The following is a 25,425-nucleotide window of genomic DNA, read 5'->3' on the forward strand; positions in this document are numbered from 1 at the left end:
TTTCATGAGCATATTGATTCGAATCCTCGGGAAACTGGTGCGCTGGATCGCCTATGCGGTCGTGGCAATCCTCTTGCTCGTGATCGCGGCTGTGCTCGTCGTCGGCCTGGTACCCTCCGCAACCGGCTACGCCGTCGATCAGGTGGCAAAGATCGCCTCGACGCCGGATCGCACCATCGCGATCGCCGCGCCATCGGGACTGTTGAACGGCAATCTGAGGGTCGGCTCGATCACTGTGTCCGACACGAAAGGCCCCTATGCCAAGGTGCAGAGCCTTGCCATCGACTGGTCTCCGCTGTCCTTGCTGACTGGCACCTTCCATGCCGATCGCGTCGCAGCCGATGTCGTCGATTTCGAACGGCTGCCGGTATCGACGGTCGCACCCGCGCCAGCAACGCAGTCGACGGGCGGCAGCGGCTTCTCCCTGCCCATTGCCGTCGATATCGGCGCCATCGCCCTGCCTGATCTTCGCGTCGGACAGGCCGTTGCCGGACAGGATTTCGTTCTGGCCGCCAACGGCAGCGTCAAGGCCAACAGCAGCAGCATGGGTCTGACACTCAATGCCTTCAGGCACGATGTGCCCGATGCCAAGCTTTCCGCCGATATCGCCTTTGCTCCGGCCGACAATCAGCTGAAGCTGAAGACGCAGATTTCCGAGCCGCGCGACGGCATGCTGGCCGGGCTGCTGCACCTGCCGGGCGGCCCGGCGGTCAATATCGATCTGTCCGGCGACGGCCCCCTCTCCAACTGGGCTGGCAAGCTGCAGGCGGCACTCGACGGTAAGCCGACGGTCGCCATCACCGGCCACCACAGCCTCTCGGCCGACGGCCTGCACCACATCGACGTCAAGGGCGGCGGCGATGTCGATTCACTCCTGCCGCCGACCATGCGGGCGCTCTTTGCCGGCCAGACGACAATCGATCTTTCCGCGGCCTTTGACGGCAAGGGCAAGATCGATATCCAGACCGGCAATCTCGCCACCGGCAGCGCCGTGCTTGCCGCATCGGGTACGCTCGATCCCGCAGGCAACAACAGCCTCAATGCCAATCTGATCGGCACCTCCGGCCCCGTCGATTTCCGGTGGCCCATGGAAAATGGCGAGGCCCGCGCCCTGATCTCGCGGGTCGACATCGCGCTGACGGGTGCGGCGCAATCGGTGAAAATCGATGCGAAAGCTGCTCTCGACAGCGCCAGCGCCCCGCAAGGCAATATCGGACAGATCAATCTCAGCGCCCGAAGCGATGCCTTCAATCTCACCGCTATGTCCGGCCCGCTGCAGCTTCGTCTGGTTGTCGGCCAGACGGCTTTCGTAAGCCCCGACCTCAACCGCCTCATCCGCGCGCCGATTGCCCTGACTGCGCCGCTGCAGCTCTCGCCCGATACGATCGGCTTCAACAATACGACATTGGAAAGCGCCAGCATCGGCGGCACCGTCAACGGCAAATATACGCTGTCGTCAAAGGCGCTGACGGGCAATTTCAAGCTCTTTGCCCTGCCAGGCGTGCTGCCCGACGGCGTATCGAACAAGTTCGAGGGCACGATCTCCCTGGAAGGCCAGGTCGCCGGCACTGTGCCGACCAAGATGACGCTCTCCAATCTTGCGGTGAAATCCAATGTCGCCGAGATCAACGGCAATGTCGCGCTCAACGACCAATCGCTGACATCGGATCTATCCGGCAAGGTGCTCGACCTTTCCAAGCTCGTCCCGAATGCGCAGGGACAGGCCGATATCGGTCTCAAGGCCAAGGGTCCGCTCTCTGCGCTTGATATCGACGCGACCGTCAAGGCCGTCAATGTCAAATTGGCGGGACGGCTGCTCGATACGCTTGATATTGGCGTGACCGGTACCGCCGATCCCAAGGCGCCACAAGCAAAGGTTCAAGCAAGCGGCGCAATCGACGGCAAGCCGATCCGCATCACTGCCGACGCCGTTTCCAAGGATGGCCACACCAGCATCCCATCGCTGGCAGCCGAAATCGGAACCAACAAGCTGCAGGGCAAGCTGGATTTGTCGCCGAGCTTCGAGCCGACGGGTGCACTGACCTTCGACTTGCCGGATCTCGGCCTGCTTGCCGCACTTGCCGGGCAGAAGGCAGAAGGCGACCTCAAGGGCTCACTCGATATCACCAGCGCCAACGGCAAGACCGGCCTGAAGGTCAACGCCAATGGCAATGGTATCCGCCGCGACGATCTCGTCATCAGCAAGCCGGCCGTGGCGCTTGCCGTCGACGATCTCAAGGCCTTCTCCGCAAACGGCAGTATCCGCGCCGATACGATCGCCTCGGGCGCCAACCGCATCGCCGATCTCAATCTGACCTTCACTCAGCAGGGCAGCCGCACGGATTTCGATCTGAAATCGGCCTATGACAACGCGCCGCTGACGACACGCGGCAGTGTCGAGACAGCCGGCGGCCAGACGACGGTCAACCTCGATTCCTTCGCCGGCGCACCGCGCACGATACCGGTGAAGCTCGCATCGCCAACAAAGATCGTCATCAAGGATGGCATCGCCTCGCTGAACGGCCTGACCCTTCAGACCGGTGGCGGTTCGGTGATTGTTGATGGCACAGCCGGGCAGGCCCTGAACATCAATGCAAAAATCGCCAACCTGCCGGCGAGCCTTGCCAATGTCTTTGCGCCAACGCTTGCGGCGGAGGGCGTGATTTCGGGCACGGTGGCGGTCACCGGCAAGGCCGCCTCGCCCGCCGTCATCTTCCAGACCAACTGGTCGGGAGCGGCGACGAGCCAGACGAAATCCGCCGGCCTCGCCGCACTCGGCATCAAGGCCGACGGAAAATTCGTCGACAATGTCGTCACCATCAACACCAACCTGACGGGCCAGAGCGGCTTGGCGCTGAATGGCGGCGGCACCGTCGCCATTGCCGGCAACAAGGCGATGGCGCTGAAGTTTTCCGGCAATGTGCCTTTCGACGCACTTGCGGGCCAGCTGGCCGCCCAGGGCCTGGTCATGACGGGTACGGCGAAGATCGACATGCAGATCGGCGGCACGACGGCGGCACCCGCCATTACCGGCTCGATCACCACCGACAGCGCCAAGCTGATCGATGTACGGCGAAACCTGACGCTCAACGGCCTTGCCGTGACCGTTACGCTCGACGGCAGGCAGGCGGTCATCTCGCGGCTGATCGGCAACCTCACCAGCGGCGGCAGCATTTCCGGCAGCGGCACGGTCGGCATTGCTCCGGATAGCGGTTTCCCTGCCGATATCCAGATGAAGTTCAACAACGCGACCTATGTCGACGGGACCCTCGTCACCGCGACGGTCAACGGCACGCTCGGCATCAAGGGACCGCTGATGACCGCACCCGTGCTGACGGGCAATCTCCGGATCAGTAAGGCGTCCATCACCGTGCCGCAAAAGCTGCCGGCATCGCTGTCGGAGATAAACATCAAGCACAAGAATGCTCCGGCTGCAGTCAAGGCGCAGTTCAAGGATCAGAAGCCGGAGGCGCCGCGCAGCAAATCGACGACTCTCGGCATCGATCTGCAGCTCGATGCTCCCTCGCAGATCTTCGTTCGTGGCCGCGGCATCGATGCCGAACTCGGCGGCAACATCACGGTTCGCGGCACGGCAGCAGAACCGGTGGTATCCGGCGGCTTCACTATGCGGCGTGGACGTTTGACCATCTTGAGCCGCCGACTGGATTTCACCGATACCAGCAAGATCACCTTCGGCGGCGACCTGACGCCAGCGCTCAACATGGAAGCGACGTCGACGGCAGGCTCCACCACCATAACGGTCGATGTCACCGGCCTGGCGACCGACCCGCAGATCGGCTTCTCGTCTTCTCCGGCTCTGCCGCAGGACGAGGTTCTGGCGCAGCTGATCTTTGGTCAATCCATGTCGAAACTTTCCGCCATGCAGATCGCCCAGCTCGCCGATGCCGCCAGCCAGCTCGCCGGCGGACGCTCCACATCGCTGTTCGAGGGGTTGCGCAGCCATCTCGGCGTCGATGATCTCGATATCTCGACGGATGCGAACGGCCAGGCACAGGTAGGCGCCGGCAAGTATATCAACAAGCGCACCTATATCGAGTTGCAGCAGGGCGCCTCAAACAACACCAAGGCCATCATCAATTTCAATGTGGGTCGCGGCGTGAAGCTGCGCGGCGCGGCGGGATCTGACGGCGCCGGGGAAGCGGGCGTCGTCTACGAGCATGAATATTGAGGAACACCTCTTCCGCGAGAACAGGCTATCGTCGAGTGGTTTGCCGAGCACCTCGCCGCGGCAAGAGAAAACGGAGATGTGCGCATTGTTGCGCAGCGCAAGCTCGCATGAAGATTGTCCGCTGGCTTATCATTCTGCGCAATTGGATTGATCAATCTGTCGAAAGCCGGTTGATTCTGGACAATTTTCCATCTTTTTGCTGTCATCCAGACAATTGATAATGCAAGCCAACATAATGCAGATCGGTCGGCTCTTCATGGCCTCGATCTGATCCATGCCGTTGTTTTTACCCCGTTCCGGAAAGCCGCTGCTGGCTTTTCCGGGATCGCTCTAACCCTCGGAGCAATGCCGATGAATACGCAATCCACTCCCGTTACCCTGATCGGCGTTCCCCTGGAAGAAGGATCCGGTCGCCGCGGCGCCGGCATGGGTCCGACGGCGCTCCGCATCGCCGGCATCGAAACCACGCTGACCGAACTTGGCCATCGCGTCACGGATAGCGGCGACCTGCATCCCGTTCCAGCAGCGGACCTTCCGGACCATCCCCACGCTCACAATCTGAAGATTGTCGGCGCCTTCACGCGCGCACTGGAAGCAAAGGTCTATGATGTCGCATCGTCCGGCGGCTTCCCGCTGATCCTGGGCGGCGACCACAGCCTCTCCATGGGCAGCGTCTCCGGTATGGCCCGCCACGCGGCGGAAGTTGGTCGCCCCCTCTTCGTGCTCTGGCTCGACGCTCACTCCGATTTCAATTCCCCCGCCACCTCGCCCTCAGGCAATATTCACGGCATGCCCGTTGCATTCTTCTGCGGCGAAGCTGAGATCGACGGCGTTCTGCCGGCCGGGCGGCCGCTGGTCGATCCGACGAAGGTCTTCCAGGTCGGTATCCGCTCCGTCGATCCGCGTGAACGTGAGGAAATCCGCGAACACGGCGTCAACGTCTTCGACATGCGCTCCCTCGACGAGCAAGGCGTCGCCGCCATCATGCGCAAGGTGCTCGATACCGTCAGCGAAGCCAATGGCCTGCTGCATGTCAGCTTCGATGTCGATTTCCTCGATCCGGATATCGCACCGGGTGTCGGAACCACCGTGCCGGGCGGCGCGACCTATCGCGAAGCGCATCTGATCATGGAAATGCTCTCCGACAGCAACCTCGTCTCATCGCTTGATCTCGTCGAGCTGAACCCCTTCCTCGACGATCGCGGCAAGAGCGCCCGTGTTCTCGTGGAAATGGCGGCAAGCCTCTTCGGCCGGCGCATCTTCGATCGCCCGACACGAGCTGCTTAAAAGGGCTCCATTCCTTTCCGGGGCTACCCCTTTCCCGACATCATACCGCGTAAGACTATCCAGTCGAAACTGCTTGTATAGATTTAGGTTTAAGCAATGTTCTTGCTCTATCGTGCCAATAACACGTCGAATTGGGCGTGACGGTTCAATGGGAAGAGCGTTCATGGCCACGATCAATTCCACCAGCTTCAGCGGCGAAACTCTGGAGATCATTGCCTTCCGGCTGCATGATCAGGAATTCTGCGTCAAAACCACCACGATCCGCGAAATTCGCGGCTGGGCGCCGTCGACGCCGATCCCGCATGCGCCGGCCGATGTCATCGGCGTCATGAACCTGCGCGGCTCGGTGATCCCGATCATCGACCTTGCCTACAAGCTCGGCATGCAGAGCACGGTCGCCAACGAGCGCAGCGCCATTGTCGTCGCCGAAGTGCATAGCATGGTCATCGGCATGCTGGTCGACCGCGTCTCCGACATACTGACGATTGCTTCCAGTCAGGTACAGCCGGTTCCGGAAGTGACCGCCTCCTTCGATCGCGCCTATTGCGAAGGCATCATCGCCACAGAGAACGGAATGATCTGCTTCCTGAACCTCGCCAAGATGTTCAAGGAAAACGAAACCGACGAACTCGCCGCATAACTTCGCAGGTCGATTTTTTAAGAAGCCGCTCCGGCCTTTCGGGGCGGCTTCGTCATTTTCCGGAATCGTTTAGCCGAACAGAGCGTAGGTGCTTTTGATCGTCACCCAGACACCCCAGAGGAGCGGAATGCCGACGAGCGCCCAGGCGATCAGTGCCTTGCCATCGAAACCGCCCGTGCCGATGCCAAAAGAGCCAGTGGGACCCGCATTGGCAGCAGCGGTCTTCGCCTGCAGTGCCGCGACCTCTTCATCCGACATGAACCATTTGTCCGAGAGCGGCTTGACCAGCGAATTGGCGATCAAGCCCAGAGCCAGCATGACCGCAAGAATATACATGGTGAAGGTGTAGAGCTGTGCGCCTTCCACGCCCGCCGCCTTCTGCGCCTCACGGATGTAATTGACCACGACAGGCCCGATGATCCCCGCCGTCGCCCAGGCCGTCAGCAGCCGCCCATGGATGGCGCCAACGAATTGCGTGCCGAAGATGTCGGCGAGATAGGCGGGAACGGTAGCGAAACCGCCGCCATACATCGACAGGATGATGCAAAGCGCGCCCACGAACAGCACCTTGCTATGAATGCCTGCCGCCCAAGGAGCCAGGACATAGAGCGCGATGCCGATCACGAAGAAGCAATAGTAGGTATTCTTGCGACCGATCTTGTCGGACAGCGATGCCCAGAAGAAGCGTCCGCCGATATTGAAGAGCGACAGCAACCCGGCAAAGCCGGCAGCGATGGCCGCCACTGCCGCGATCTGGTCCTTGCTGAGATCGGCGAATTTCAGGTCCGGCAGGCCGATCAAGGCGCCGCCGAAGATTTCCTGCAGCATCGGGGAGGCCATGCCGATAACGCCGATACCGGCCGAGACGTTGAGACACAATACCGCCCAGATCAGCCAGAATTGCGGGGTTTTGTGGGCATTGCGAAGATGCACATGCTTTGTCGTGATCATCGAGCTCTTGGCGGCAGGGGCCGCCCAGCCCTCAGGACGCCAGCCGGCCGGCGGCAGACGATAGCCGAAGGCACCGCCCATCATGAAAACGAAATAGATCGCTGCCATGACGATGAAGGTCTGCCAGACACCGGCGGAGCCATCCATGCGAAAGTGGTTCATCAGCAAGCTCGCAAGCGGCGCGCCGATCATCGCACCTCCGCCGAAGCCCATGATGGCCATGCCGGTCGCCATGCCGCGCCGGTCGGGAAACCATTTGATCAGCGTCGACACTGGCGAGATGTAGCCGAGCCCAAGCCCGATACCGCCAATGATGCCGGCGCCTATCCACATGATCCAGAGCTGATGGAAGATCACGCCGATCGCCGCAATCAGGATACCGCCGCACCAGCAGCAGGCAGCGACCACGCCGGCCTTGCGCGGCCCCGCTTTCTCGAGCCACCCGCCCCATATGGCCGCGGAAGAGCCGAGCAACACGAAGAAGAGCGTATAGATCCAGCCGAGATCACTGACGCGCCAATCGCAGCTTGTCGTGAACAGGGCAGTCAGAAGATTGAGGCTGGCGCATTCTGCAGGAGCTGGAGTCGGAGTGCCGAGCGCCTTGGAAAGCGGTAGCCAGAACACGCTGAAGCCATAGGCCATGCCGATGCAGAGATGGATCGCCAATGCCGCCGGCGGCACAAGCCACCGGTTGAAGCCGGGCCTGGCAATGATGCGTTCACGATCGAGCAAACCCGCCGTCGTCGTTCCTCGGGAAATATTCGTATCCGCAGCCGTCATGAACAACTCCTCCTCACTGCAAAAATCTAGAGCGCTTCCCTGAATGGGAGCCTCTTTGCGGGAGGAGACTCCTCTCTCCATCCCGATACATCGCCAGTACTGGTTATTAAGCCGACTTAACGTCCTCGGCCGGCGCGGGCCTGTGGATCAGCGAGGCTGCTTCCAGCACCAAAGGGCTGAGCCCGCTGTCTCCTTGATCGATGATGGTGAAAAGCTGGCGCCGCATGCGCGGCTCCCAGAATTTGTTGATGTGGGTGGCAACACCCTGCGCGGCTTCGTTTGCCGGCTGCGTTTTGAAGAAGGTGGCGATCTGGTTCGCCATATAGATGAGCTTGGTTTCGGTCTTGCCGTGCGGCGTTTCCTCAGGCGACATCGGCGATGCTCCCCGTGATAATGCGATGCGGATGGGTGAAAATCTCGAAATCGTCGCCGCGCACCAGCGCCACCAGCGTCATACCGGCCTCCTCGGCCGTGCGAATGGCGAGCGCCGTCGGCGCGGAGATGGCGACCAGCACGGAACTGCCCAATATCGCCGCCTTCTGCACCATCTCGACGGACAGGCGGCTGGTGACGGCGACCACCCCTTCCCCGCCCTTATGACCGGAGCGGATGACGGCACCGCAGAGCTTGTCGAGCGCATTGTGCCTTCCGACATCCTCGCGCACGGCAAGCAGCCCTTCGGACGGGATATAGAAGCCCGCACCATGCACAGCATGCGTCTCGCGATGCAGCGGCTGCGCATCGTTGAGCAGCGCGACCGCGCGGACGACGTCCTTTTGTGTCAGCTTTAAAGCAACGTTCGAGACATCCGGTACCTTACGCACCGCCTGCTCGATCGATTCGATGCCGCAGAGGCCACAGCCGACCGGACCTGCCATATGGCGGCGGCGCAACCGCAGCGCGTCGGCCACATCGTCGACCAGAGCGATCTGCACATCGATCCCCTGCTCGTCTTCGATCGGCTCGATCGCGGCGATCTCACTTATATCGATGATGATGCCCTCGGTCAGGCTGAAGCCGACGGCGAAATCCTCGATATCGGCGGGAGTGCCCATCATCACCGCATGTGACGTGCCGCCATAGGAAAATGCGATCGGCACTTCCTCGGGGACAATGCGAGAGCCGGACCGCACCAGGCCGTTGCGGCGTGCGGTTTCGGGGACGGTGGTGGTGGGGGTGAATTTGGTCATTGGATGACGGGGCGCGGAATACCCCCCTCTGTCACTTCGTGACATCTCCCCCACAAGGGGGGAGATTGGTAAAGCGCAGGAGCCTCTTGCCTCAAGCGAGCATCCAGTCTGCTGAAATCGCTGCCTGTTGTCTTGCTGATGACAAGCGACAAACTCCCAACAATCTCCCCCCTTGTGGGGGAGATGTCGCGAAAGCGACAGAGGGGGGTATATTTCCCCACGCTCCGGCTCACTCAGCAGCCTCCATCTTCCCGGCAATGCGCCGCGACTGCCGGGCCTGCTCATCATAGTCGACCTGCCACTGCGACGGGCCATTTGACGGCGAGACCTGCACGGCCGTTACCTTGTATTCCGGGCAGTTCGTCGCCCAGTCAGTGTAGTCAGTGGTGATGACGTTCGCCTGCGTATCCGGATGATGGAAGGTCGTGTAGACGACGCCGGGGGCGACGCGATCGGTGATCAAGGCTCTGAGCGTCGTGTCGCCGGAGCGGCTACTGAGCCGGATCCAGTCGCCCTCGCGGATGCCGCGCTGCTCTGCATCATGCGGATGGATTTCCAGCCGATCCTCGGCGTGCCAGACGACATTCTCCGTGCGCCGCGTCTGCGCCCCGACATTGTACTGGCTGAGAATGCGCCCGGTCGTCAGCAGCAGCGGGAAACGCGGACCAGTGCGTTCGTCGGTCGGGACATATTCGGTGCGGATGAACTTGCCCTTGCCGCGCACGAAGCCGTCGACATGCATGATCGGCGAACCGAGCGGGGTCTTCTCATTGCAGGGCCACTGCACGGAGCCCATCTTCTCGAGATAGTCGTAGGAAACGAGCGCGAAGCTCGGCGTCGTTGCGGCTATTTCGTCCATGATTTCGGAGGGATGCGTGTAGTTCCAGCCGAGACCCATGGCCTGCGCCATCTTCTGCGTCACTTCCCAGTCGGCATAGCCGTTGCGCGGAGTCATGACCTTGCGCACGCGATTGATGCGGCGCTCGGCATTGGTGAAGGTGCCGTCCTTTTCGAGGAAGGTCGAACCGGGCAGGAAGACATGCGCGTAGTTAGCCGTCTCGTTCAGAAAGAGGTCGTGGACGACGACGCATTCCATCGCGGCGAGGCCGGCGGCCACATGCTTGGTATCCGGATCGGACTGAAGGATATCCTCGCCCTGAATGTAGATACCCTTGAACGTGCCTTCGACAGCGGCATCCAGCATGTTCGGGATGCGCAGACCCGGTTCGTTGTTGAGCTTCACGCCCCAGAGCTTTTCGAAGATATCGCGGGTCGCATCGTCGGAGATGTGGCGATAGCCCGGCAGCTCGTGCGGGAAGGAGCCCATGTCACAGGAGCCCTGCACATTGTTCTGTCCGCGCAGCGGGTTCACGCCGACGCCCGGACGGCCGATATTGCCCGTCACCATGGCGAGGTTGGCGATCGCCATGACGGTGGTTGAACCCTGGCTGTGTTCGGTAACGCCGAGGCCGTAATAGATCGCGCCGTTGCCGCCCTTGGCAAAGAGACGAGCGGCTTCGCGTACGAGTTCCGGAGAAACGCCGGTATATTTTTCGGTTTCCTCCGGGCTATGCTGTGGCTCGGAAACGAAAGCTGCCCAGTCCTCGAATTCGGACCAGTCGCAGCGTTCGCGGATGAATTTCTCGTCGAACAGGCCTTCGGTGACGATCACGTGCGCCAGCGCCGTCATCATGGCGACGTTGGTGCCGGGCTTCAGCGGCAGGTGATAGCTCGCCTCGACATGCGGCGTGCGCACCAGATCGATGCGGCGCGGATCGATGACGATGAGCTTGGCGCCCTGGCGCAGCCGCTTTTTCAGGCGCGAGGCGAAGACCGGGTGACCATCCGTCGGATTGGCGCCGATGACGATGACGACATCGGTATGCTCGACGCTGTCGAAATTCTGCGTGCCGGCCGAAGTACCGAAGGCCTGGCCGAGGCCATAGCCTGTCGGAGAATGGCAGACGCGGGCGCAGGTATCGACATTGTTGTTGCCGAAGCCTGCACGCACCAGCTTCTGCACCAGATAGGTTTCCTCATTGGTGCAGCGCGAGGAGGTGATACCGCCGATGGAATCGCGGCCGTACTGATATTGCAGCCGCTTGAACTCGGTGGCGATATGGGCAAAGGCCTCGTCCCAGGTCACTTCGCGCCAAGGATCGGTCACCTTCTCGCGGACCATCGGGTTGAGAATGCGGTCCTTATGGGTCGAATAGCCATAGGCGAAGCGGCCCTTGACGCAGGAATGACCGCGATTGGCCTGGCCCTCCTTCCAGGGCACCATGCGCACCAGCTCCTCACCGCGCATTTCCGCCTTGAAGGAACAGCCGACGCCGCAATAGGCGCAGGTGGTGACGACCGAATGCTCCGGCTGACCGATCGATATGACAGACTTTTCGGTCAGCGTCGCCGTCGGGCAGGCCTGCACGCAGGCGCCACAGGAAACGCACTCGCTGTCGATGAAACTCTCATGCATGCCGGGCGAGACGCGTGAGCCGAAGCCGCGGCCCTCGATGGTCAGAGCGAACGTACCCTGCACTTCCTCGCAGGCGCGCACGCAACGCGAACAGACGATGCACTTCGAAGGATCATAGGTGAAATAAGGATTGGACTCGTCCTTCGGCATCCATTTCAGATTGATGTCGCCGTTGTTGCGCGCTTTGACGTGATTGTCGCCCTCATAGCCATAGCGCACATCGCGCAGGCCGACGGCGCCTGCCATGTCCTGCAGCTCGCAATCGCCATTGGCGGCGCAGGTCAGACAGTCGAGCGGATGGTCGGAGATATAGAGTTCCATCACGCCGCGACGGATATCCTTCAACCGGCCGGTCTGCGTGTGGACGACGAGGCCGGGGGCAACCGGCGTCGTGCATGAGGCCGGCGTGCCATTGCGGCCTTCGATCTCGACGAGGCAGAGGCGGCAGGAGCCAAAGGCATCGACCATGTCGGTGGCGCAGAGCTTCGGCACCTGAATGCCGGCTTCCATGGAAGCGCGCATGATCGAGGTGCCCTCAGGCACCGTGATCTGGTGGCCGTCGATGGTCAGCGTCACCATGGTTTCGGAGGTGGAGGCCGGCGTGCCGTAATCGATTTCTGGAACGAGGGACATGGATCTTACTCCGCCGCTTCAATCAAGGGAGCCGGAGAAAAATCCTCCGGGAAATGGGTCATCGCGCTCATGACGGGATAGGGCGTGAAGCCGCCGAGCGCGCAAAGCGAACCGAACTTCATCGTGTTGCAGAGATCGGCAAGCAGCACCCGGTTCTTCTCGGGCTCGATCCCTTGTGCGATCTTGTCGGCCGTCTCGACGCCACGTGTCGAGCCGATGCGGCAGGGCGTGCACTTGCCGCAGCTTTCGACCGCGCAGAATTCCATGGCGAAGCGCGCCTGCTTCAGCATGTCGGCGGTATCGTCGAAGACGACGATGCCGGCATGGCCTATCAGGCCGTCCTTGGCCGCAAAGGCTTCATAGTCGAACGGTGTGTCGAACAGAGCGCGCGGGAAATAGGCCCCAAGCGGCCCACCCACCTGCACCGCCTTGACCGGCCGCCCCGTCGCCGTGCCGCCGCCGATCCTGTCGACGATATCGCCGAGCGAAAGGCCGAAGGCTGTCTCATAGAGACCGCCATGCTTGACGTTGCCGGCAATCTGCAGCGGGATCGTGCCGCGCGACCGGCCCATGCCGAAATCCCGATAGAAGGCAGCTCCCTTGTCCATGATGACGGGGACCGAGGCGAGCGAGATAACGTTGTTGATGACGGTGGGACAGTTGAACAGGCCCTTATGCGCCGGCAGCGGCGGCTTGGCGCGCACTATGCCGCGTTTGCCCTCGAGGCTGTTCAGGAGCGCGGTTTCTTCGCCACAGACATAGGCGCCGGCGCCGGTGCGGATTTCCATATCGAACGCCTTGCCGGAACCAAGCACCGATGCACCAAGAATGCCGGCCTTGCGCGCGATTTCGACCGCCTCCGTCATTGCGGCAATCGCATGCGGATATTCCGAACGCGTATAGACAAAGCCCTTGGTCGCCCCCGTCGCCAGCCCAGCGATCGCCATGCCCTCGATCAGCACGAAGGGATCGCCTTCCATGATCATCCGGTCGGCAAAAGTGCCGCTATCGCCCTCGTCGGCATTGCAGACGATATATTTGCGGTCACCCGACGCATCGAGCACCGTCTTCCATTTGATACCGGTCGGGAAGCCCGCGCCGCCACGGCCGCGCAGGCCGGAATCGGTGACTTCCTTGACGATGTCGCCAGCCGCCATGTCGATCGCGCGGCGCAGACCTTTCAGGCCACCATGGGCTTCATAATCCTGCAGCGAAAGCGGGTCGGTAATGCCGCAACGGGCAAAGGTCAGGCGGGTCTGTTCTTTCAGGAATGGGAGGCTTTCGACCTCCCCAAGACAGAGCGGATGCTCGCCGCCTTCGGCGAGCCCGGCGTCGAAGAGTGCGGGAACATCCTTGGCCTTCACCGGCCCATAGCCGATGCGCTTGCCGCCGATCTCGACTTCGACCAGGGGCTCAAGCCAGAACATGCCGCGCGAGCCGTTGCGCACAATGCGCGCATCGAGCCCGCGTTTGGCGATTTCCTGCGCGACCGATTTCGCCACTTTTTCCGCACCAAGCGAAAGGGCGGCCGCATCGCGGGGAATATAGATGGTGAGCGTCATTGGCGCGCCTCCTTCACGAGGTCGTCGGCGCTTGCATCGTCGAGCCGTCCATAGAGTTCGCCGTCGAGCATCGCAGCCGGCGCGCAGGCGCAAAGCCCGAGACAATAGACCGGCTCCAACGTCACGCTGCCATCGAGCGTGGTCTGATGGAAATCGATGCCCAGGAGCTGCTTGATACGCTCGGCAAGCGCATCGCCTCCCATCGACTGACAGGCCTCGGCACGACAGAGCTTCAGGACATGCCGGCCGGCGGGATGATCGCGATAGTCATGATAAAAGGTCATGACGCCGTGCACTTCAGCGCGCGAGAGGTTCAACGCCTTGGCGATTAGCGGCAGCGCATCCTGCGGTACATAGCCAAACTCGTCCTGGATCCCGTGCAGGATCGGCAAAAGCGGCCCTTCCATCGATTTCATGCTATCGATGATGGCTCCGGCGCGGATTGCGACATCGCCCGCGGCCTGATTCAAACTCATTAGCAGCCTCCCGCGCATAGCTCCGAAGATCGAAGGCGAATCTTCGGAAAAGACCTATGCGGCATTTCCTCCTGGCGCGCGATCGGCACGCCGCAAGGATAAGCTCGCAGGGAGACGACAAAGGATCAATAAGGCAGTCTCGTTGCTCGATAGAAAATTTCTATCGATTCTCGTCTTCTTCTGCGAGCAATCTCGCTTCGTGCAACAAGGCGGAGACGAGCGGCGTGAAGGGTTCGCGGTGGGTGGCGACCAGGCCGACAAGATGCTCGGCGTCAGGCTCCGTGATCGGGATCTTATGAATATCCGCCGGAAAACCGAAGGAATCGGCAATATTCTTCGGCATAATGCTCGCCCAGCGCCCGGTCTGCACATGCGAAAACAGCACGATCATCGAATTGGATTCCAGCGTCGGCCTGGCCGTTGCGCCCGCCTCGGCAAGATGCCGATTGATGATGCGCCGGTTCTGCATGTCGGCAGTCAATAGACAAAGCCGAAGATCGCCGACCTCCTTCCAGGTCACCGTCTCGCGCTCGGAAAATGGGCTGCCTGCCGCGGTGATGAGGTGATAGCGCTCGGCATAGAGCGGCACGCTGGTGACGCGGCCGAGCGGCTCGTTTTCCAGATAGGTAATGCCGGCATCGATCTCGAGATTTTCGAGAAGGCTCAGAACCTGCAGCGAATTACGCGATAAAATGGAGAAGGTAACGTCCGGGTGTCTTTCCTGGAAAGGCGTGGTGATTTTCTGCACCATGGCAAGCGCTGTCGGAATGGCGGCGATCCGGATGTGGCCGGCAAGGCCCTTGCGCGCAGCCCGCATCTCCTCGCGCATCGTGCGGCTGTCGCCGACGATGCGGCGCGCCCATTCCAGCACGCGCTGCCCCTCGGGCGTCAGACCCTGAAAGCGAGAACCACGGCTGACAAGCATCACGCCGAGCTGGTCCTCCAGCTGGCGGATCGCCGCCGACAAGGTCGGCTGCGTCACCCCGCATTCCTCGGCCGCGCGCCCGAAATGCTTCTGATTCGCCAGCGCGATGAAGAATTCCAGCTTGTCGATCATCCCGCTCTCCCGAAGTGAAAGGGTTAGACCGACAGCCGGGTGAACGCAACATGCAAGGCTGCTTCGGACCTCAACATTCGCGCTGACAGAATGCCTTCTGCAGCGAATCGACCACGGCGCAGATTTCCGACCGCGCGACGGCATAGTGGATGAGCCGCCCTTCGCGGCGCGTATCGACGAGCTTATCGAGGCGAAGACGCGCCAAATGCTGCGACACGACAGCCTGCGGCAGATCAAGAAGAGCCTCGAGCTCCATCACCGTTTTCTCGTTCTTGGCCAGCATGAAGAGAATCGCCAGGCGCGTCTCATGCGATAGTGCTTTCAGCAGGGCGCTCGACTTTCGCGCCCTGTCAGTCATTTCCTCAATATCACGTTCCGCTGCACCGCCCTGCGGTAGAGACGACGACATATCACAGCCTCTAATAAGAATCCCCAGGGAATGTTTATAATATTATCAAATCAGAAGCTGATTCAAAAAAGACGCGGAAAACCAAAAAAGGTCCGTTTTATCAGCAGATAAGCTGCCCGCCGTTGATCTCAATTACCTGCCCGGTGATGTAGCCGGAAAGCAGCGGGGCTGCGAGAAAGAGATAGGCGGGCGCGCAATCTTCGGGGGTGCCTAGTCGCTGAAGCGGGATCGATTTGCGCGTCTGCTCCAGCTTCTCTCTCGACGAATAACGCTCATGAAAATCGGTCGCTATCGTGCCGGGGGAGACGCAATTCACCCGGATGCCGTCAGGCGCCAGCTCACGCGCCAACCCTTTCGAGTAGGTCGCGACAAAGGCCTTCGAGGCGGAATAAATCGCCGATCCTGGGCTGCCGCCGGTCAGCGCCGAAATCGAAACAGTGTTGACGATCGCGGCCTGCCCGGCTGCCCGCAGCAGCGGCAACAGCCCTCTCGTCACTTCCACGACGGAAGTTTGATTGAGATGAACGATCTGCTCGTATTGCTCGTCGGTCAGTTCGCCGGCAGGAAATCGCCCGACCATGGTGCCGGCATTGTTGACCAGCACGTCGATGCGGTCGAAGCGCTCCCCGGCAGCGCTGACGAAATCGCGCGTGCCGTTGGCGGCTGCGAAATCGCCGGCAATCAGGAAGGCGCGACGGTCGGCCTCTGCCTCCATCAGGAAATCAGGCAAATCGCGCCCGGTATCGCGGCCGATATGGACAAGGACATGGGCGCCGCAATCGAGAAACTGTCGCGCGACCTCCAGCCCGATGCCGCGGCCGGCGCCGGTGACCACGACATTGCGATTTTCGAATAGCTTCGGATGAAACACGAAATCCTCCCAAATCGCACAATTCGCGCGTCAGTAATTGCGGAATTTTCACTTTACCATATGATGACGAAAAAACGAAAGAAAGGGAGCGAAAACCATGTTCCTATCCGGACGTCAGACCGAGATTCTCGACATCGCCAAGGCGGAAGGACGAGTACTCGTAGAGGAGCTAGCGTTGCGCTTCTCGGTCACGCCGCAAACCATCCGCAAGGATCTGAACGATCTCTGCGACGGCCGCGTTCTATCGCGCGTGCATGGCGGCGCAATCTTTCCCGGCGGAACCGAGAACGTGAAATATGAGGCGAGACGGTCTATTGCCGCACCCGAAAAGCAGGCGATCGGCCGTGCAGCGGCGAGCCTGATCCCCAACAATAGCTCGCTTTTCATCAATATCGGCACGACCACGGAAGCCGTCGGCGAAGCGCTTCTTGGCCATCACGAATTGATGGTCATTACCAATAATATCAACGTTGCCAACAAGTTGCGCATTTTCCCCTCCATCGAGGTCGTCATTTCCGGTGGTGTCGTGCGCGGCTCGGATGGCGGCATCGTCGGCGAGGCTGCCGTCGATTTCATCAAGCAGTTCAAGGTGGATTATGCCGTCATCGGCGCCTCGGCGATCGATCCCGACGGCGCGCTCCTGGATTTCGACTTTCGCGAAGTGAAAGTGGCACAGGCCATCATCGCCAATGCCCGGCACGTCATACTCGTTGCCGACAGCACCAAGTTCGAACGAACCGCCCCGGTTCGCATTGGTCATCTCTCGCAAGTCCACACCTTCGTCACCGACGAATGCAGTATCGAATCCGTGCGCTCCATCGCAGCGGAACATGACGTCCATCTCGTTGAAACCACTCGCAGATCGGCCTGACCGGCGCACTTTCCGTCAAGAAACGTTCGTTTGACATTCGTATCTGTTTCGCTTTAGATGGATTAGTTTCGATTTTCCATCTTCAGGGGATGGCTGACCTTTGCGGAGGGGCGGGTGAGCGAGCAGGTCTACGACATTTTCGTTATCGGCGGCGGCATCAATGGCTGCGGCATCGCCCGCGACGCCACGGGGCGTGGCTACAAGGTCGCGCTTGCCGAGATGAACGACTTCGCCTCCGGCACGTCGTCAGGTGCCACAAAGCTCATTCATGGCGGCCTGCGCTACCTCGAACATTACGAATTCCGTCTCGTGCGCGAATCACTGATGGAGCGCGAAGTGCTCTGGGCCATGGCGCCGCACATCATCTGGCCGATGCGTTTCGTCCTGCCTTACCATAAGGGCGGCATCCGTCCGGCCTGGCTGATCCGCCTCGGCCTTTTCCTCTACGATCACCTCGGCGGACGAAAGCTGCTGCCCCCGACCGCGACGCTGGACATGAAGAAGGATCCTGCGGGCAAGCCGCTGAAGGCGCTCTTCACCAAGGCTTTCGAATATTCCGACGGCTGGGTCGACGATGCCCGCATGGTCGTATTGAATGCCCGCGATGCGGCAGACCGCGGTGCGACGATCATGCCTCGGACGAAGGTGGTCTCCGCCCGGCGCGAAGGCGCAGTCTGGGCGATCGAAACGGAAAATACGATCAGCGGCGAGAAACGTCAGTTTCGCGCTCGCATGCTGGTCAATGCAGCAGGTCCCTGGGTCGATCAGGTGCTGTCCGGTACGTTCGGCAAGAACAAGGTGCACAATGTCCGTCTCGTTCAGGGCAGCCATATCGTCGTGCGCAAGAAGTTCGATGACCCGCGCGCCTATTTCTTCCAGAACCCGGACAACCGCATCATCTTCGCCATTCCCTACGAGCAGGATTTCACGCTGATCGGCACCACGGATCGCGACTACAAGGACGATCCGAAGGATGTGAAAATCACCGAGGGGGAAACCACCTATCTCTGCAATGCCGCCAGCGAATATTTCAAGGAGCCGGTCCGGCCCGAGGATATCGTCTGGACCTATTCGGCCGTGCGCCCGCTCTATGACGATGGCGCATCGAAAGCGCAGGAAGCCACGCGCGACTACGTTCTCAAGGTCGAGGGAGAAGAAGGCCAGGCGCCGCTGCTCAACGTCTTCGGCGGCAAGCTCACCACCTATCGCCGCCTGGGCGAACATGCCTTGGAAAAGATTGGCGAAGCCATCGGCCTCAAGGGTAAACCCTGGACTGCCGGCAGCTCGCTCCCCGGCGGCGATTTTCCGGTTCGCGGCTATGAGGCCGAAGTCACCAAGCTCAAGTCGCGTTACCCCTTCCTTGCCGATCCGCATGCCCGCCGGCTCATCCGCCGCTACGGCACGCGCGCTGCCATGATCCTGGGCAACGCCAAGACGATCGCCGATCTCGGCCGGTGTTTCGGAAGCGATCTCTATGAAGCGGAAGTACGATATCTGATCGAACAGGAATGGGCCTATAGCGCAACAGATATCCTATGGCGCCGTTCCAAGAAGGGCCTCTACCTCTCGAAGGAAGAAGCCGCAGCGCTCGACAGCTATATGGCAGAGAGCCACGTCCACGCCTGAGCGGCCAATTCACTCTCCGGGATCAAGCAGCCGCGGGCCTGCGCCTTCCTCGGAAAGCTGATCCCAGGGATTGCGCAAGGGACAGCTATCGAGCGAAAGGCAGCCGCAGCCGATACAGCTGTCCAGCTGATCGCGAAGTCCCTGCAGGCGCTTGATGCGGGCGTCTAGATCATCCTTCCATAGCTCCGAAAGCGCCTTCCAGTCCGATGCTGTCGGCGTGCGACCCTGCGGCAGCGATTGAAGAGCCGCCTGAACCTCGGCAAGCGGAATGCCGACGCGTTGGGCTACCTTGATGACGGAGACTCGCCGCAGCACTTCGCGAGGATAGCGCCGCTGATTGCCGCGGCTGCGATGGCTCTCGATCAGGCCTTTCGCTTCATAGAAATGCAACGCCGATACAGCCACGCCGCTGCGTGCGGCCACCTCGCCGACCGTCAGCAGCTTCGGAAATTGAGCCGGATCGATTTTTCCCATTTTCGCTATTGACCTCAACTTTACTTGAGGTTTTATAACCCTGGCTCCGAACCGCGTAAAGCAGGAGCAAGACATGACAGAAAGAACCCGGCTGGCGATCATCTACGGCAGCACGCGTCCGGGTCGGCTATGCGACCGGGTGGTCAACTGGGTCGCCCGCGAACTGGCGCATTATCCACTTATAGACATCGATCTGATCGATCCTCTCGAATTCGATCTGCCTTTCGCGCACAATCGCGAGCATCCCGGCGTCGCAGCCCTATCGGAGCGGCTTTCGGATGCCGATGCCTTCATTATCGTCACGCCCGAATACAATCATAGTTTCACCGCCTCGCTGAAATTCGTGCTCGATCTCGTCTATGAGCCCTGGCATGGCAAACCTGTCGCCTTCGTCTCCTATGGCGGCATCTCCGGCGGCCTGCGCGCGGTGGAACAGTTGCGGCTCGTCTTTGCCGAGCTGCATACGGTCACGGTGCGCGATACGGTAAGCTTCGCCAATCCCTGGGGCAGATTTGCCGAAGATGGCACGCTCGAAAACCCGCTCGATGCCAGAAAATCGCTTGTTCTCATGATTGCGCGGCTGACATGGTGGAGCAACGCCTTAAAGCCAGCTCGCGTCACGCGCCCCTACCGCTCCGTTGCCGCCTGATCCCTATCCCAACACATGAATCCGATCTCTCGTTTCTGGCAGGTGCGGGAGATCGGTCCGACGCCCGGACCCGGCACCGATGGGTTCGGGCGTCCTGTCAAGGATCATGCTTGCCGAAACCGCCGCAATGACCTAACGCAATAGAGGGAGATCTCGGGCGGATACGGGAATGGAGAACGCCAAGCGGCTGGGAGGAGCGGATTTCATGCGCGCCGTCGCATGTCTGATGGTGCTTGTTCACCATCTCGTGCTCCGAATGAATTTCTATAAGATCCCACCAGCCCTGGATGTAACCTTCATATTGGCGCGCTTCGGCAATCACGGCGTCTCGGTCTTCTTCGTCCTCAGCGGCTTCCTTCTTGCGCGCCCCTTCTGGTTGGCGCTGGATAGAGCCCAACCCCTCCCTTCACTGAAGATCTATGCCATGCGCCGCGCCGCACGCATCCTGCCGGGCTTCTGGTTTGCCCTGACGGTCGGCTTCCTGATCAGCTTCACCATCTATGGCTTTCCGTTGGACGCGGAACTGGTCGGCCGCTACATCTCCGGCTTCTTCCTGATGAGCCAATGGCATTGGCGCACCTTTTTCCCGGTGCAAGGCGATGGGCCTTTATGGTCGATCCCCTTCGAGACGACCTTCTATGTTCTCATGCCGATCGGTTTCCTGCTGTTGTTTCATTCAAAACTGAGATCGCGCTCCGCTTTCGTCAGCCGCCTGCTCTGGATCGGCATTATCGCGATATCCTTGATTGGCCATTGGCTTGTCGTCACGTATCTGCCGACCGACAATGTCGGGCAAGGATGGCGATATGGCTTCCAGGGCGGCGCTAAGGAATGGATGCCGCGCTACAACCCGATCGGCTTCTTTGCCATATTTGCAATCGGCGTGCTGGCCGCCGGCATACAGACCATCCTCCCACCCCGACGCTCGGCGATCTATGACATCATCGGCGCGCTCGCGATCGTCATGGGCGCGTGGCAACTGCCACAGTCGATCGGCGGCGCGGCGGAGGGCTATGCCTGGCTCGGCATTCCCTACCAATTCCCGCTGCTGCCCCTCGCGGTCGCGATCGCGCTTTGCGCGCTTCCGCAATCGCTGCTGCTGGCAAAGCTGCTCGACAATCCCGTGTTCCGTTATGTCGCCACCGTCTCCTTCGGCGTCTATATCTGGCAGGATATCGTCCTGACCTTGATGCCGCAGCTGTTCCCCTCGTCCTTCGGTGCCGGCTCGGATGATGTGCTGGGCGGCTGGATCGTCTCAAGCCTGATCGCGACCGCCATCATTTTTGCTATCGGTACGCTGAGCTATGTCCTGCTCGAGCGCCCCGTTATTCAGTGGGCGCGGACGCGGGAAAGCAAAGTCATGCGACCCGCCACTGTGTGACGGGTCGGTACTATCCTAGGGAAGATCGCGAAGGATTCTTTAGATACGCGTCGCCTTCAGCCGCTCCTCGTCGAGAACGATGCCGAGCCCCGGTGCAACGCCCAGATCCAGCCAGCCGGCATCGTGCTTGAGCGGCGAGGCCATCGGATAATCGCGGCGCGCTTCGCTCCATTCCGGATTGTCATAGGGATATTCGAGCCAGGCAGCATCGGCGACGCCGGCGGTCAGATGGGCGTTGGCGAGAACGCCGATGCCGTTCGTCCAGGAATGCGGCGTGAACTGCACGCCCGCCTCGCGCGCCTGATAGGCGAGCCGCCGGCAGCCGGTGATGCCACCGACCAGCGCGACATCCGGCTGAATGACATCAAAGGCACGCTCTTCGATGATATCGCGGAACTCATAGAGCTCGCGCGTCATCTCGCCGCCGACAATTCTGACCGAGGTTGCCTGTTTCAATTCCTTCATGCCCTTGCGGTCGGAGCGGTGAAGCGGCTCTTCCATCCAGTAGACGCCGAGCCGCTCCAGTTCCCTGGCGACAGCAAGCGCATCCTTGAAGGTCCAGGGCAAGGTCGTATCCCAGGGCATGCGCCAACCCTGATTGCAGTCGACCATTAGCTCCAGCCGGTCGCCGACACGGCCGCGGATCGCTTCGAGCGCCTTGACGTCCTCACGCCAGCCGCCGCGGCCGCCCGAGGAGGAGGAGAAGCGCACCTTCATGGCCGGAAAGCCTTCGTCGATATAACGCTCGGCCTGATCGGCCATGGCAGCGGGCTCGCGCAGCACGCCGGAAGACGCATAGAGCCGCACGCGGCTGGCGCGGCCGCCGAGCATCCGCCAGACCGGCTCGCCGGTGATCTTGCCGGAAAGATCCCACAGCGCCAGGTCCATCGGCCAACAGCGGCCATAGTGGAAATTGATGTGCGACAGAACTTCATAATGCCGTTCGACATGCCGGGGATCCTGTCCGATAAACAGATCCTCATGCCCCTCGAAACCCTTCATCAGGTCGCCGGAGCCGATACCTTCGCGCCCCTCATCATCTCGGACGCGCACGATGGTCGCATCGAAATGCCGGCGCGGGCGGCCGTCCCAGCTCGCCTTGAATGCCGGATCGAGCGGCAGACGGTGATGGGTGATCTCGATGGAAACGATCTTGCTCATGGTCGTGCCTCCCCGCAAACCTCAGCCGAACTGCTGCCAAATGGTCTTGTAGTCGCAATACTTGTCGATCGCGTGCACCGAGCGATCGCGACCGAAACCGGACTGCTTAAAGCCGCCGAAGGGCGTCGCGAAGTTCGACATGTCATAGGTGTTGATCCACACCGTACCTGCATGGATCTCTTCCGAGAAGCGGTGAGCACGATCCATGTCCCTGGTAAAGACGGCTCCGGCAAGCCCGTAGATCGTGTCGTTGGCGATCTTCAGCGCCTCCTCCTCCGTGTCGAAGGGGATGGCTGCCAGCACCGGGCCAAAGATTTCCTGCCGCGCCAGGCTCATGTCGTTGGTCATGTCGACGAAGACGCCCGGCGACACATAGTAGCCGCCGGTTTCGCTCAAGACGCGCTCGGCACCGAAGGCGCGACGCGCGCCCTCCTTCTCGCCGGCCGCGATCATCGCCAGCACCTTGTTCATATGCTCTTCCTCGATCAGCGCGCCGATCTGCGCGGAAGGGTCAAGGGGATGCTTGAGCGCGATATCCGAGCGGGTGACCGCCTCGATCTTCTCGATCAGCCTGTCCTGTACCGAGCGCTGCACGATGAGGCGCGTCGAAGCATGGCAGGTTTCGCCGGAATTGTAGAAACAGCCCCAGGCGGCAGCGACGGCAGCCGCATCGAGATCGGCATCTTCGAACACGACCAGCGGCGACTTGCCGCCAAGCTCCAGCGCCACGCGCTTGACGTTCGATTGCGCCGCATAGCCCATGATCAGCTTGCCGACTTCGGTGGAACCGGTAAAGGCGATCATGTCGACATCCATGTGCAGCGCCAGCGGCTTGCCGGTCTCTTCGCCGTAACCCGTCACCACATTGAAGACACCAGCCGGCAGACCGGCTTCGATCGCAAGCTCGGCCAGGCGGATCGCCGAAAGCGAGGATTGTTCGGCCGGCTTCAGCACCACGGAATTGCCGGCCGCGATCGCCGGCCCGAGCTTCCAGGCATCGATGATCATCGGATAGTTCCAGGGCGTGATTGCGCCGATGACGCCGAGCGGCACCTTGCGCACCAGCGCGCGTGCATTCGGGCCGGTCGGCGCAATCTCGTCATACATCTTGTCGATCATTTCGCCGTAGAACTGGATGCCGTCGGCACAAAGGCGCACATCGACACCGAGCGACGCCATGACCGGCTTGCCGACATCGATCGTCTCAAGCATGGCCAGCTCATCGCCATTGGCGCGGATGAGATCGGCCCATTTCAGCATGATCTTCTTCTTTTCGAGCGGCTCCTTCTTGCGCCAGACGCCACTTTCGAAGGCAGCGCGGGCGGAGGCGACCGCAGCATCGACATCGGCGGCATTGCCGCGCACAAGCTGCGCACCCGGTTTGCCGTCCATCGGCCGGATGCGGGTGAAGGTTTCGCCGGAGGCGGCGGCACGGTGCAAGCCATCGATGAAGTGACGACCTTCGGGCTTGAGGCCGGAGAGAACGCTTTCCCAATAGTCCCGCGTGTAATTCTTGGTCATCTCAGATTCCTTTCGGCAGCGCCATGACGGCGGCGGCAAAGCGATCTATATCGGCATCCGTCACATCGCGGATCGTCGATCGCCGCATGGGCTGGTTTTCGGTCGCCCGCATCTCGCGAGCGAGATCGGAGGCATCGAACGGTTTGAAGGCAGCCGGCAGCGCGCGAACGATACCGCAGCGGTCCATCCAGTCTGAAACGAAAGCGGGAAGTTCAGCGGCGCTCTCGACGCCGCAAGCCTTGGCGGCTGCATTTAGATCTACGGTATTGGCTTCGACCAGCCATGGCAGCGTCACCTCGAAGCCGAGTGCCGTCGCAAGCCCATGGTGGACAGGAGCAAGGCCCGCCAGCGCATGGCTGATATTGTGGGCGATCGCCGTGCCGCAATTGTCGATGGCAATACCGCCAAAGCAGGAGCCGAGCAGCACGTGGCCGCGCGCTGCCATATCATCCGGCTGCTTGACGGCTGTCTCCAGTGCACCGGTCAGCAGCCGCAGCGCCTGGTGCGCGTAGAACTGCGCACCACGATGCGTGTTGCGGTTCGTCGCAGCTTCGAAGGCGTGGATGAAGGCATCGAGGCCGCACCATGCTGTCAGGTTGGCGGGTAGGGTCTTTGTCAACGCCGGATCGAGAATGACGAGATCGGCCTTCGTCTCCGGACCCCATATCCAAAGCTTCTTGCCCTCAGGTCCGGCGAAGATATTCGTGGCCGATGTTTCCGAACCCGTACCCGCCGTGGTCGGGATCATGATCTTCTTCAGCGGATTCTTCGGCAGCGCGTTGGCGGCCAGCGCATAATGCATCGGATCTTCACCCGAAGCGATGCAGCAGGCGACGATCTTGCCGATATCGAGCGCCGAGCCGCCGCCGATGCCGATCACCATGTCCGCGCCCCGCCCGGCCGCGATAGCGGCATGCAGATGCGCAAGCTTCGGCTCGCCGGCAAAATCGGAAAAGACCTGCGTCTTCACGCCTGCTTCGGCAAGTTCCGCGCTGATGCTGGCGGCAAGGCCGGACTGCGCCAGGAAGGCATCGATGACAAGCAAAACCGTACCGACACCATCAAAGGATTTGACTGCAGCGGGAAGGCTGGAGAGCGCACCCTCGCCGAAACGAAGATCCGGGATAGCGGAAACGGAGAAGGACACGCGGGATCCCCTTGGAAAAGCAGCTGTTTGGATAGCCACAATCCTGCATCACAATTTCAGATCTTCAAATCCGG

At 61.1% G+C, this 25,425-nt stretch carries 20 protein-coding genes; 7 read left to right on the plus strand and 13 right to left on the minus strand.

Features of this window, described 5'->3' with window-relative positions; genetic code table 11:
• Window positions 1–4: 4 nt before the first annotated feature.
• From AC13QE_RS27370 to AC13QE_RS27380, 3 genes are all read left to right on the plus strand, one after another.
• Window positions 5–4,189 carry a translocation/assembly module TamB domain-containing protein gene (locus AC13QE_RS27370; protein ID WP_488486077.1) on the plus strand — a complete coding sequence of 1,395 codons (4,185 nt, stop codon included), beginning with the start codon at window positions 5–7 and terminating at the stop codon, window positions 4,187–4,189.
• Between the two features lie 351 nt (window positions 4,190–4,540).
• Window positions 4,541–5,476: an arginase gene (gene rocF / locus AC13QE_RS27375; protein ID WP_488486078.1), complete on the plus strand. Its 936-nt coding sequence runs from the start codon at window positions 4,541–4,543 to the stop codon at window positions 5,474–5,476.
• Between the two features lie 163 nt (window positions 5,477–5,639).
• Window positions 5,640–6,116, plus strand: a complete 477-nt coding sequence (locus AC13QE_RS27380; protein ID WP_106999223.1) for a chemotaxis protein CheW — start codon at window positions 5,640–5,642, stop codon at window positions 6,114–6,116.
• Between the two features lie 69 nt (window positions 6,117–6,185).
• Here AC13QE_RS27380 and AC13QE_RS27385 read toward each other — a convergent pair whose 3' ends face one another.
• The 9 genes from AC13QE_RS27385 to AC13QE_RS27425 all read right to left on the minus strand — a co-directional run bounded on the left by AC13QE_RS27385 (window position 6,186) and on the right by AC13QE_RS27425 (window position 16,521).
• The gene (locus AC13QE_RS27385) at window positions 6,186–7,847 is read right to left on the minus strand and encodes an OFA family MFS transporter (RefSeq protein ID WP_488486079.1); all 1,662 of its coding nucleotides are present in this window, start codon (window positions 7,845–7,847) and stop codon (window positions 6,186–6,188) included.
• A gap of 106 nt (window positions 7,848–7,953) precedes the next feature.
• Window positions 7,954–8,220 carry a formate dehydrogenase subunit delta gene (locus AC13QE_RS27390; RefSeq protein ID WP_488486080.1) on the minus strand — a complete coding sequence of 89 codons (267 nt, stop codon included), beginning with the start codon at window positions 8,218–8,220 and terminating at the stop codon, window positions 7,954–7,956.
• On the minus strand, window positions 8,210–9,037 hold the full coding sequence (gene fdhD, locus AC13QE_RS27395; RefSeq protein ID WP_488486081.1) for a formate dehydrogenase accessory sulfurtransferase FdhD: 828 nt from the start codon (window positions 9,035–9,037) through the stop codon (window positions 8,210–8,212). The genes AC13QE_RS27390 and fdhD overlap by 11 nt, the downstream gene beginning before the upstream one ends.
• A gap of 229 nt (window positions 9,038–9,266) precedes the next feature.
• The gene (fdhF, locus tag AC13QE_RS27400; RefSeq protein WP_488486082.1) at window positions 9,267–12,146 is read right to left on the minus strand and encodes a formate dehydrogenase subunit alpha; all 2,880 of its coding nucleotides are present in this window, start codon (window positions 12,144–12,146) and stop codon (window positions 9,267–9,269) included.
• Window positions 12,147–12,151: 5 nt separating this feature from the next.
• The gene (locus AC13QE_RS27405) at window positions 12,152–13,708 is read right to left on the minus strand and encodes a formate dehydrogenase beta subunit (RefSeq protein ID WP_488486083.1); all 1,557 of its coding nucleotides are present in this window, start codon (window positions 13,706–13,708) and stop codon (window positions 12,152–12,154) included.
• Entirely contained in the window at window positions 13,705–14,184 is a 480-nt protein-coding gene (locus AC13QE_RS27410; RefSeq protein WP_488486084.1) for a formate dehydrogenase subunit gamma, read from the minus strand. Before AC13QE_RS27410 ends, AC13QE_RS27405 begins: the two co-directional genes overlap by 4 nt.
• 160 nt (window positions 14,185–14,344) lie before the next feature.
• Window positions 14,345–15,241: a LysR family transcriptional regulator gene (locus AC13QE_RS27415; RefSeq protein WP_015341374.1), complete on the minus strand. Its 897-nt coding sequence runs from the start codon at window positions 15,239–15,241 to the stop codon at window positions 14,345–14,347.
• Between the two features lie 70 nt (window positions 15,242–15,311).
• Window positions 15,312–15,650: a metalloregulator ArsR/SmtB family transcription factor gene (locus AC13QE_RS27420; protein ID WP_132720647.1), complete on the minus strand. Its 339-nt coding sequence runs from the start codon at window positions 15,648–15,650 to the stop codon at window positions 15,312–15,314.
• 100 nt (window positions 15,651–15,750) lie between these two features.
• Entirely contained in the window at window positions 15,751–16,521 is a 771-nt protein-coding gene (locus tag AC13QE_RS27425) for an SDR family NAD(P)-dependent oxidoreductase (RefSeq protein WP_488486085.1), read from the minus strand.
• A 97-nt stretch (window positions 16,522–16,618) separates the two neighbouring features.
• Here AC13QE_RS27425 and AC13QE_RS27430 point away from each other — a divergent pair, with 97 nt between their 5' ends.
• Together AC13QE_RS27430 and glpD are read left to right on the plus strand one after the other, a co-directional pair.
• The gene (locus AC13QE_RS27430; RefSeq protein WP_132720645.1) at window positions 16,619–17,392 is read left to right on the plus strand and encodes a DeoR/GlpR family DNA-binding transcription regulator; all 774 of its coding nucleotides are present in this window, start codon (window positions 16,619–16,621) and stop codon (window positions 17,390–17,392) included.
• Between the two features lie 114 nt (window positions 17,393–17,506).
• Complete coding sequence (gene glpD, locus AC13QE_RS27435; protein ID WP_488486086.1) at window positions 17,507–19,018, plus strand: glycerol-3-phosphate dehydrogenase; 1,512 nt, start codon at window positions 17,507–17,509, stop codon at window positions 19,016–19,018.
• Window positions 19,019–19,027: 9 nt separating this feature from the next.
• Here glpD and soxR read toward each other — a convergent pair whose 3' ends face one another.
• Complete coding sequence (soxR, locus tag AC13QE_RS27440) at window positions 19,028–19,492, minus strand: redox-sensitive transcriptional activator SoxR (RefSeq protein ID WP_488486087.1); 465 nt, start codon at window positions 19,490–19,492, stop codon at window positions 19,028–19,030.
• A 73-nt stretch (window positions 19,493–19,565) separates the two neighbouring features.
• On the opposite strand from soxR, the gene AC13QE_RS27445 reads away from it, so the two are divergent.
• Both AC13QE_RS27445 and AC13QE_RS27450 read left to right on the plus strand, forming a co-directional pair.
• Window positions 19,566–20,141, plus strand: coding sequence for an NAD(P)H-dependent oxidoreductase (locus tag AC13QE_RS27445; RefSeq protein ID WP_132720642.1), 576 nt, complete (start codon window positions 19,566–19,568; stop codon window positions 20,139–20,141).
• A 169-nt stretch (window positions 20,142–20,310) separates the two neighbouring features.
• Window positions 20,311–21,522 carry an acyltransferase family protein gene (locus AC13QE_RS27450; RefSeq protein WP_488486088.1) on the plus strand — a complete coding sequence of 404 codons (1,212 nt, stop codon included), beginning with the start codon at window positions 20,311–20,313 and terminating at the stop codon, window positions 21,520–21,522.
• Window positions 21,523–21,561: 39 nt separating this feature from the next.
• Here the strand turns inward: AC13QE_RS27450 and AC13QE_RS27455 are convergent, their stop codons facing one another.
• The 3 genes from AC13QE_RS27455 to AC13QE_RS27465 are packed head-to-tail and all read right to left on the minus strand — an operon-like array spanning window position 21,562 to window position 25,351.
• On the minus strand, window positions 21,562–22,683 hold the full coding sequence (locus AC13QE_RS27455; RefSeq protein ID WP_488486089.1) for a mandelate racemase/muconate lactonizing enzyme family protein: 1,122 nt from the start codon (window positions 22,681–22,683) through the stop codon (window positions 21,562–21,564).
• 21 nt (window positions 22,684–22,704) lie between these two features.
• Window positions 22,705–24,204, minus strand: a complete 1,500-nt coding sequence (locus AC13QE_RS27460) for an aldehyde dehydrogenase family protein (protein WP_488486090.1) — start codon at window positions 24,202–24,204, stop codon at window positions 22,705–22,707.
• Window position 24,205: 1 nt separating this feature from the next.
• Window positions 24,206–25,351 carry an iron-containing alcohol dehydrogenase gene (locus AC13QE_RS27465; protein WP_488486091.1) on the minus strand — a complete coding sequence of 382 codons (1,146 nt, stop codon included), beginning with the start codon at window positions 25,349–25,351 and terminating at the stop codon, window positions 24,206–24,208.
• Between the last annotated feature and the right edge of the window lie 74 nt (window positions 25,352–25,425).

The organism is Martinezella sp. CNPSo 3957 (assembly GCF_057784395.1).

Bases quoted from the DNA above. Each gene is read 5' to 3' on its own strand.
- AC13QE_RS27455 (WP_488486089.1), bottom strand. From the start codon at position 22,683: ATGAGCAAGATCGTTTCCATCGAGATCACCCATCACCGTCTGCCGCTC.
- fdhF (WP_488486082.1), bottom strand. From the start codon at position 12,146: ATGTCCCTCGTTCCAGAAATCGATTACGGCACGCCGGCCTCCACCTCC.
- AC13QE_RS27410 (WP_488486084.1), bottom strand. From the start codon at position 14,184: ATGAGTTTGAATCAGGCCGCGGGCGATGTCGCAATCCGCGCCGGAGCC.
- soxR (WP_488486087.1), bottom strand. From the start codon at position 19,492: ATGGGAAAAATCGATCCGGCTCAATTTCCGAAGCTGCTGACGGTCGGC.
- rocF (WP_488486078.1), top strand. From the start codon at position 4,541: ATGAATACGCAATCCACTCCCGTTACCCTGATCGGCGTTCCCCTGGAA.
- AC13QE_RS27430 (WP_132720645.1), top strand. From the start codon at position 16,619: ATGTTCCTATCCGGACGTCAGACCGAGATTCTCGACATCGCCAAGGCG.
- AC13QE_RS27450 (WP_488486088.1), top strand. From the start codon at position 20,311: ATGGAGAACGCCAAGCGGCTGGGAGGAGCGGATTTCATGCGCGCCGTC.
- AC13QE_RS27390 (WP_488486080.1), bottom strand. From the start codon at position 8,220: ATGTCGCCTGAGGAAACGCCGCACGGCAAGACCGAAACCAAGCTCATC.
- AC13QE_RS27380 (WP_106999223.1), top strand. From the start codon at position 5,640: ATGGCCACGATCAATTCCACCAGCTTCAGCGGCGAAACTCTGGAGATC.
- fdhD (WP_488486081.1), bottom strand. From the start codon at position 9,037: ATGACCAAATTCACCCCCACCACCACCGTCCCCGAAACCGCACGCCGC.
- AC13QE_RS27460 (WP_488486090.1), bottom strand. From the start codon at position 24,204: ATGACCAAGAATTACACGCGGGACTATTGGGAAAGCGTTCTCTCCGGC.
- AC13QE_RS27445 (WP_132720642.1), top strand. From the start codon at position 19,566: ATGACAGAAAGAACCCGGCTGGCGATCATCTACGGCAGCACGCGTCCG.
- AC13QE_RS27405 (WP_488486083.1), bottom strand. From the start codon at position 13,708: ATGACGCTCACCATCTATATTCCCCGCGATGCGGCCGCCCTTTCGCTT.
- AC13QE_RS27370 (WP_488486077.1), top strand. From the start codon at position 5: ATGAGCATATTGATTCGAATCCTCGGGAAACTGGTGCGCTGGATCGCC.
- AC13QE_RS27385 (WP_488486079.1), bottom strand. From the start codon at position 7,847: ATGACGGCTGCGGATACGAATATTTCCCGAGGAACGACGACGGCGGGT.
- AC13QE_RS27415 (WP_015341374.1), bottom strand. From the start codon at position 15,241: ATGATCGACAAGCTGGAATTCTTCATCGCGCTGGCGAATCAGAAGCAT.
- AC13QE_RS27420 (WP_132720647.1), bottom strand. From the start codon at position 15,650: ATGTCGTCGTCTCTACCGCAGGGCGGTGCAGCGGAACGTGATATTGAG.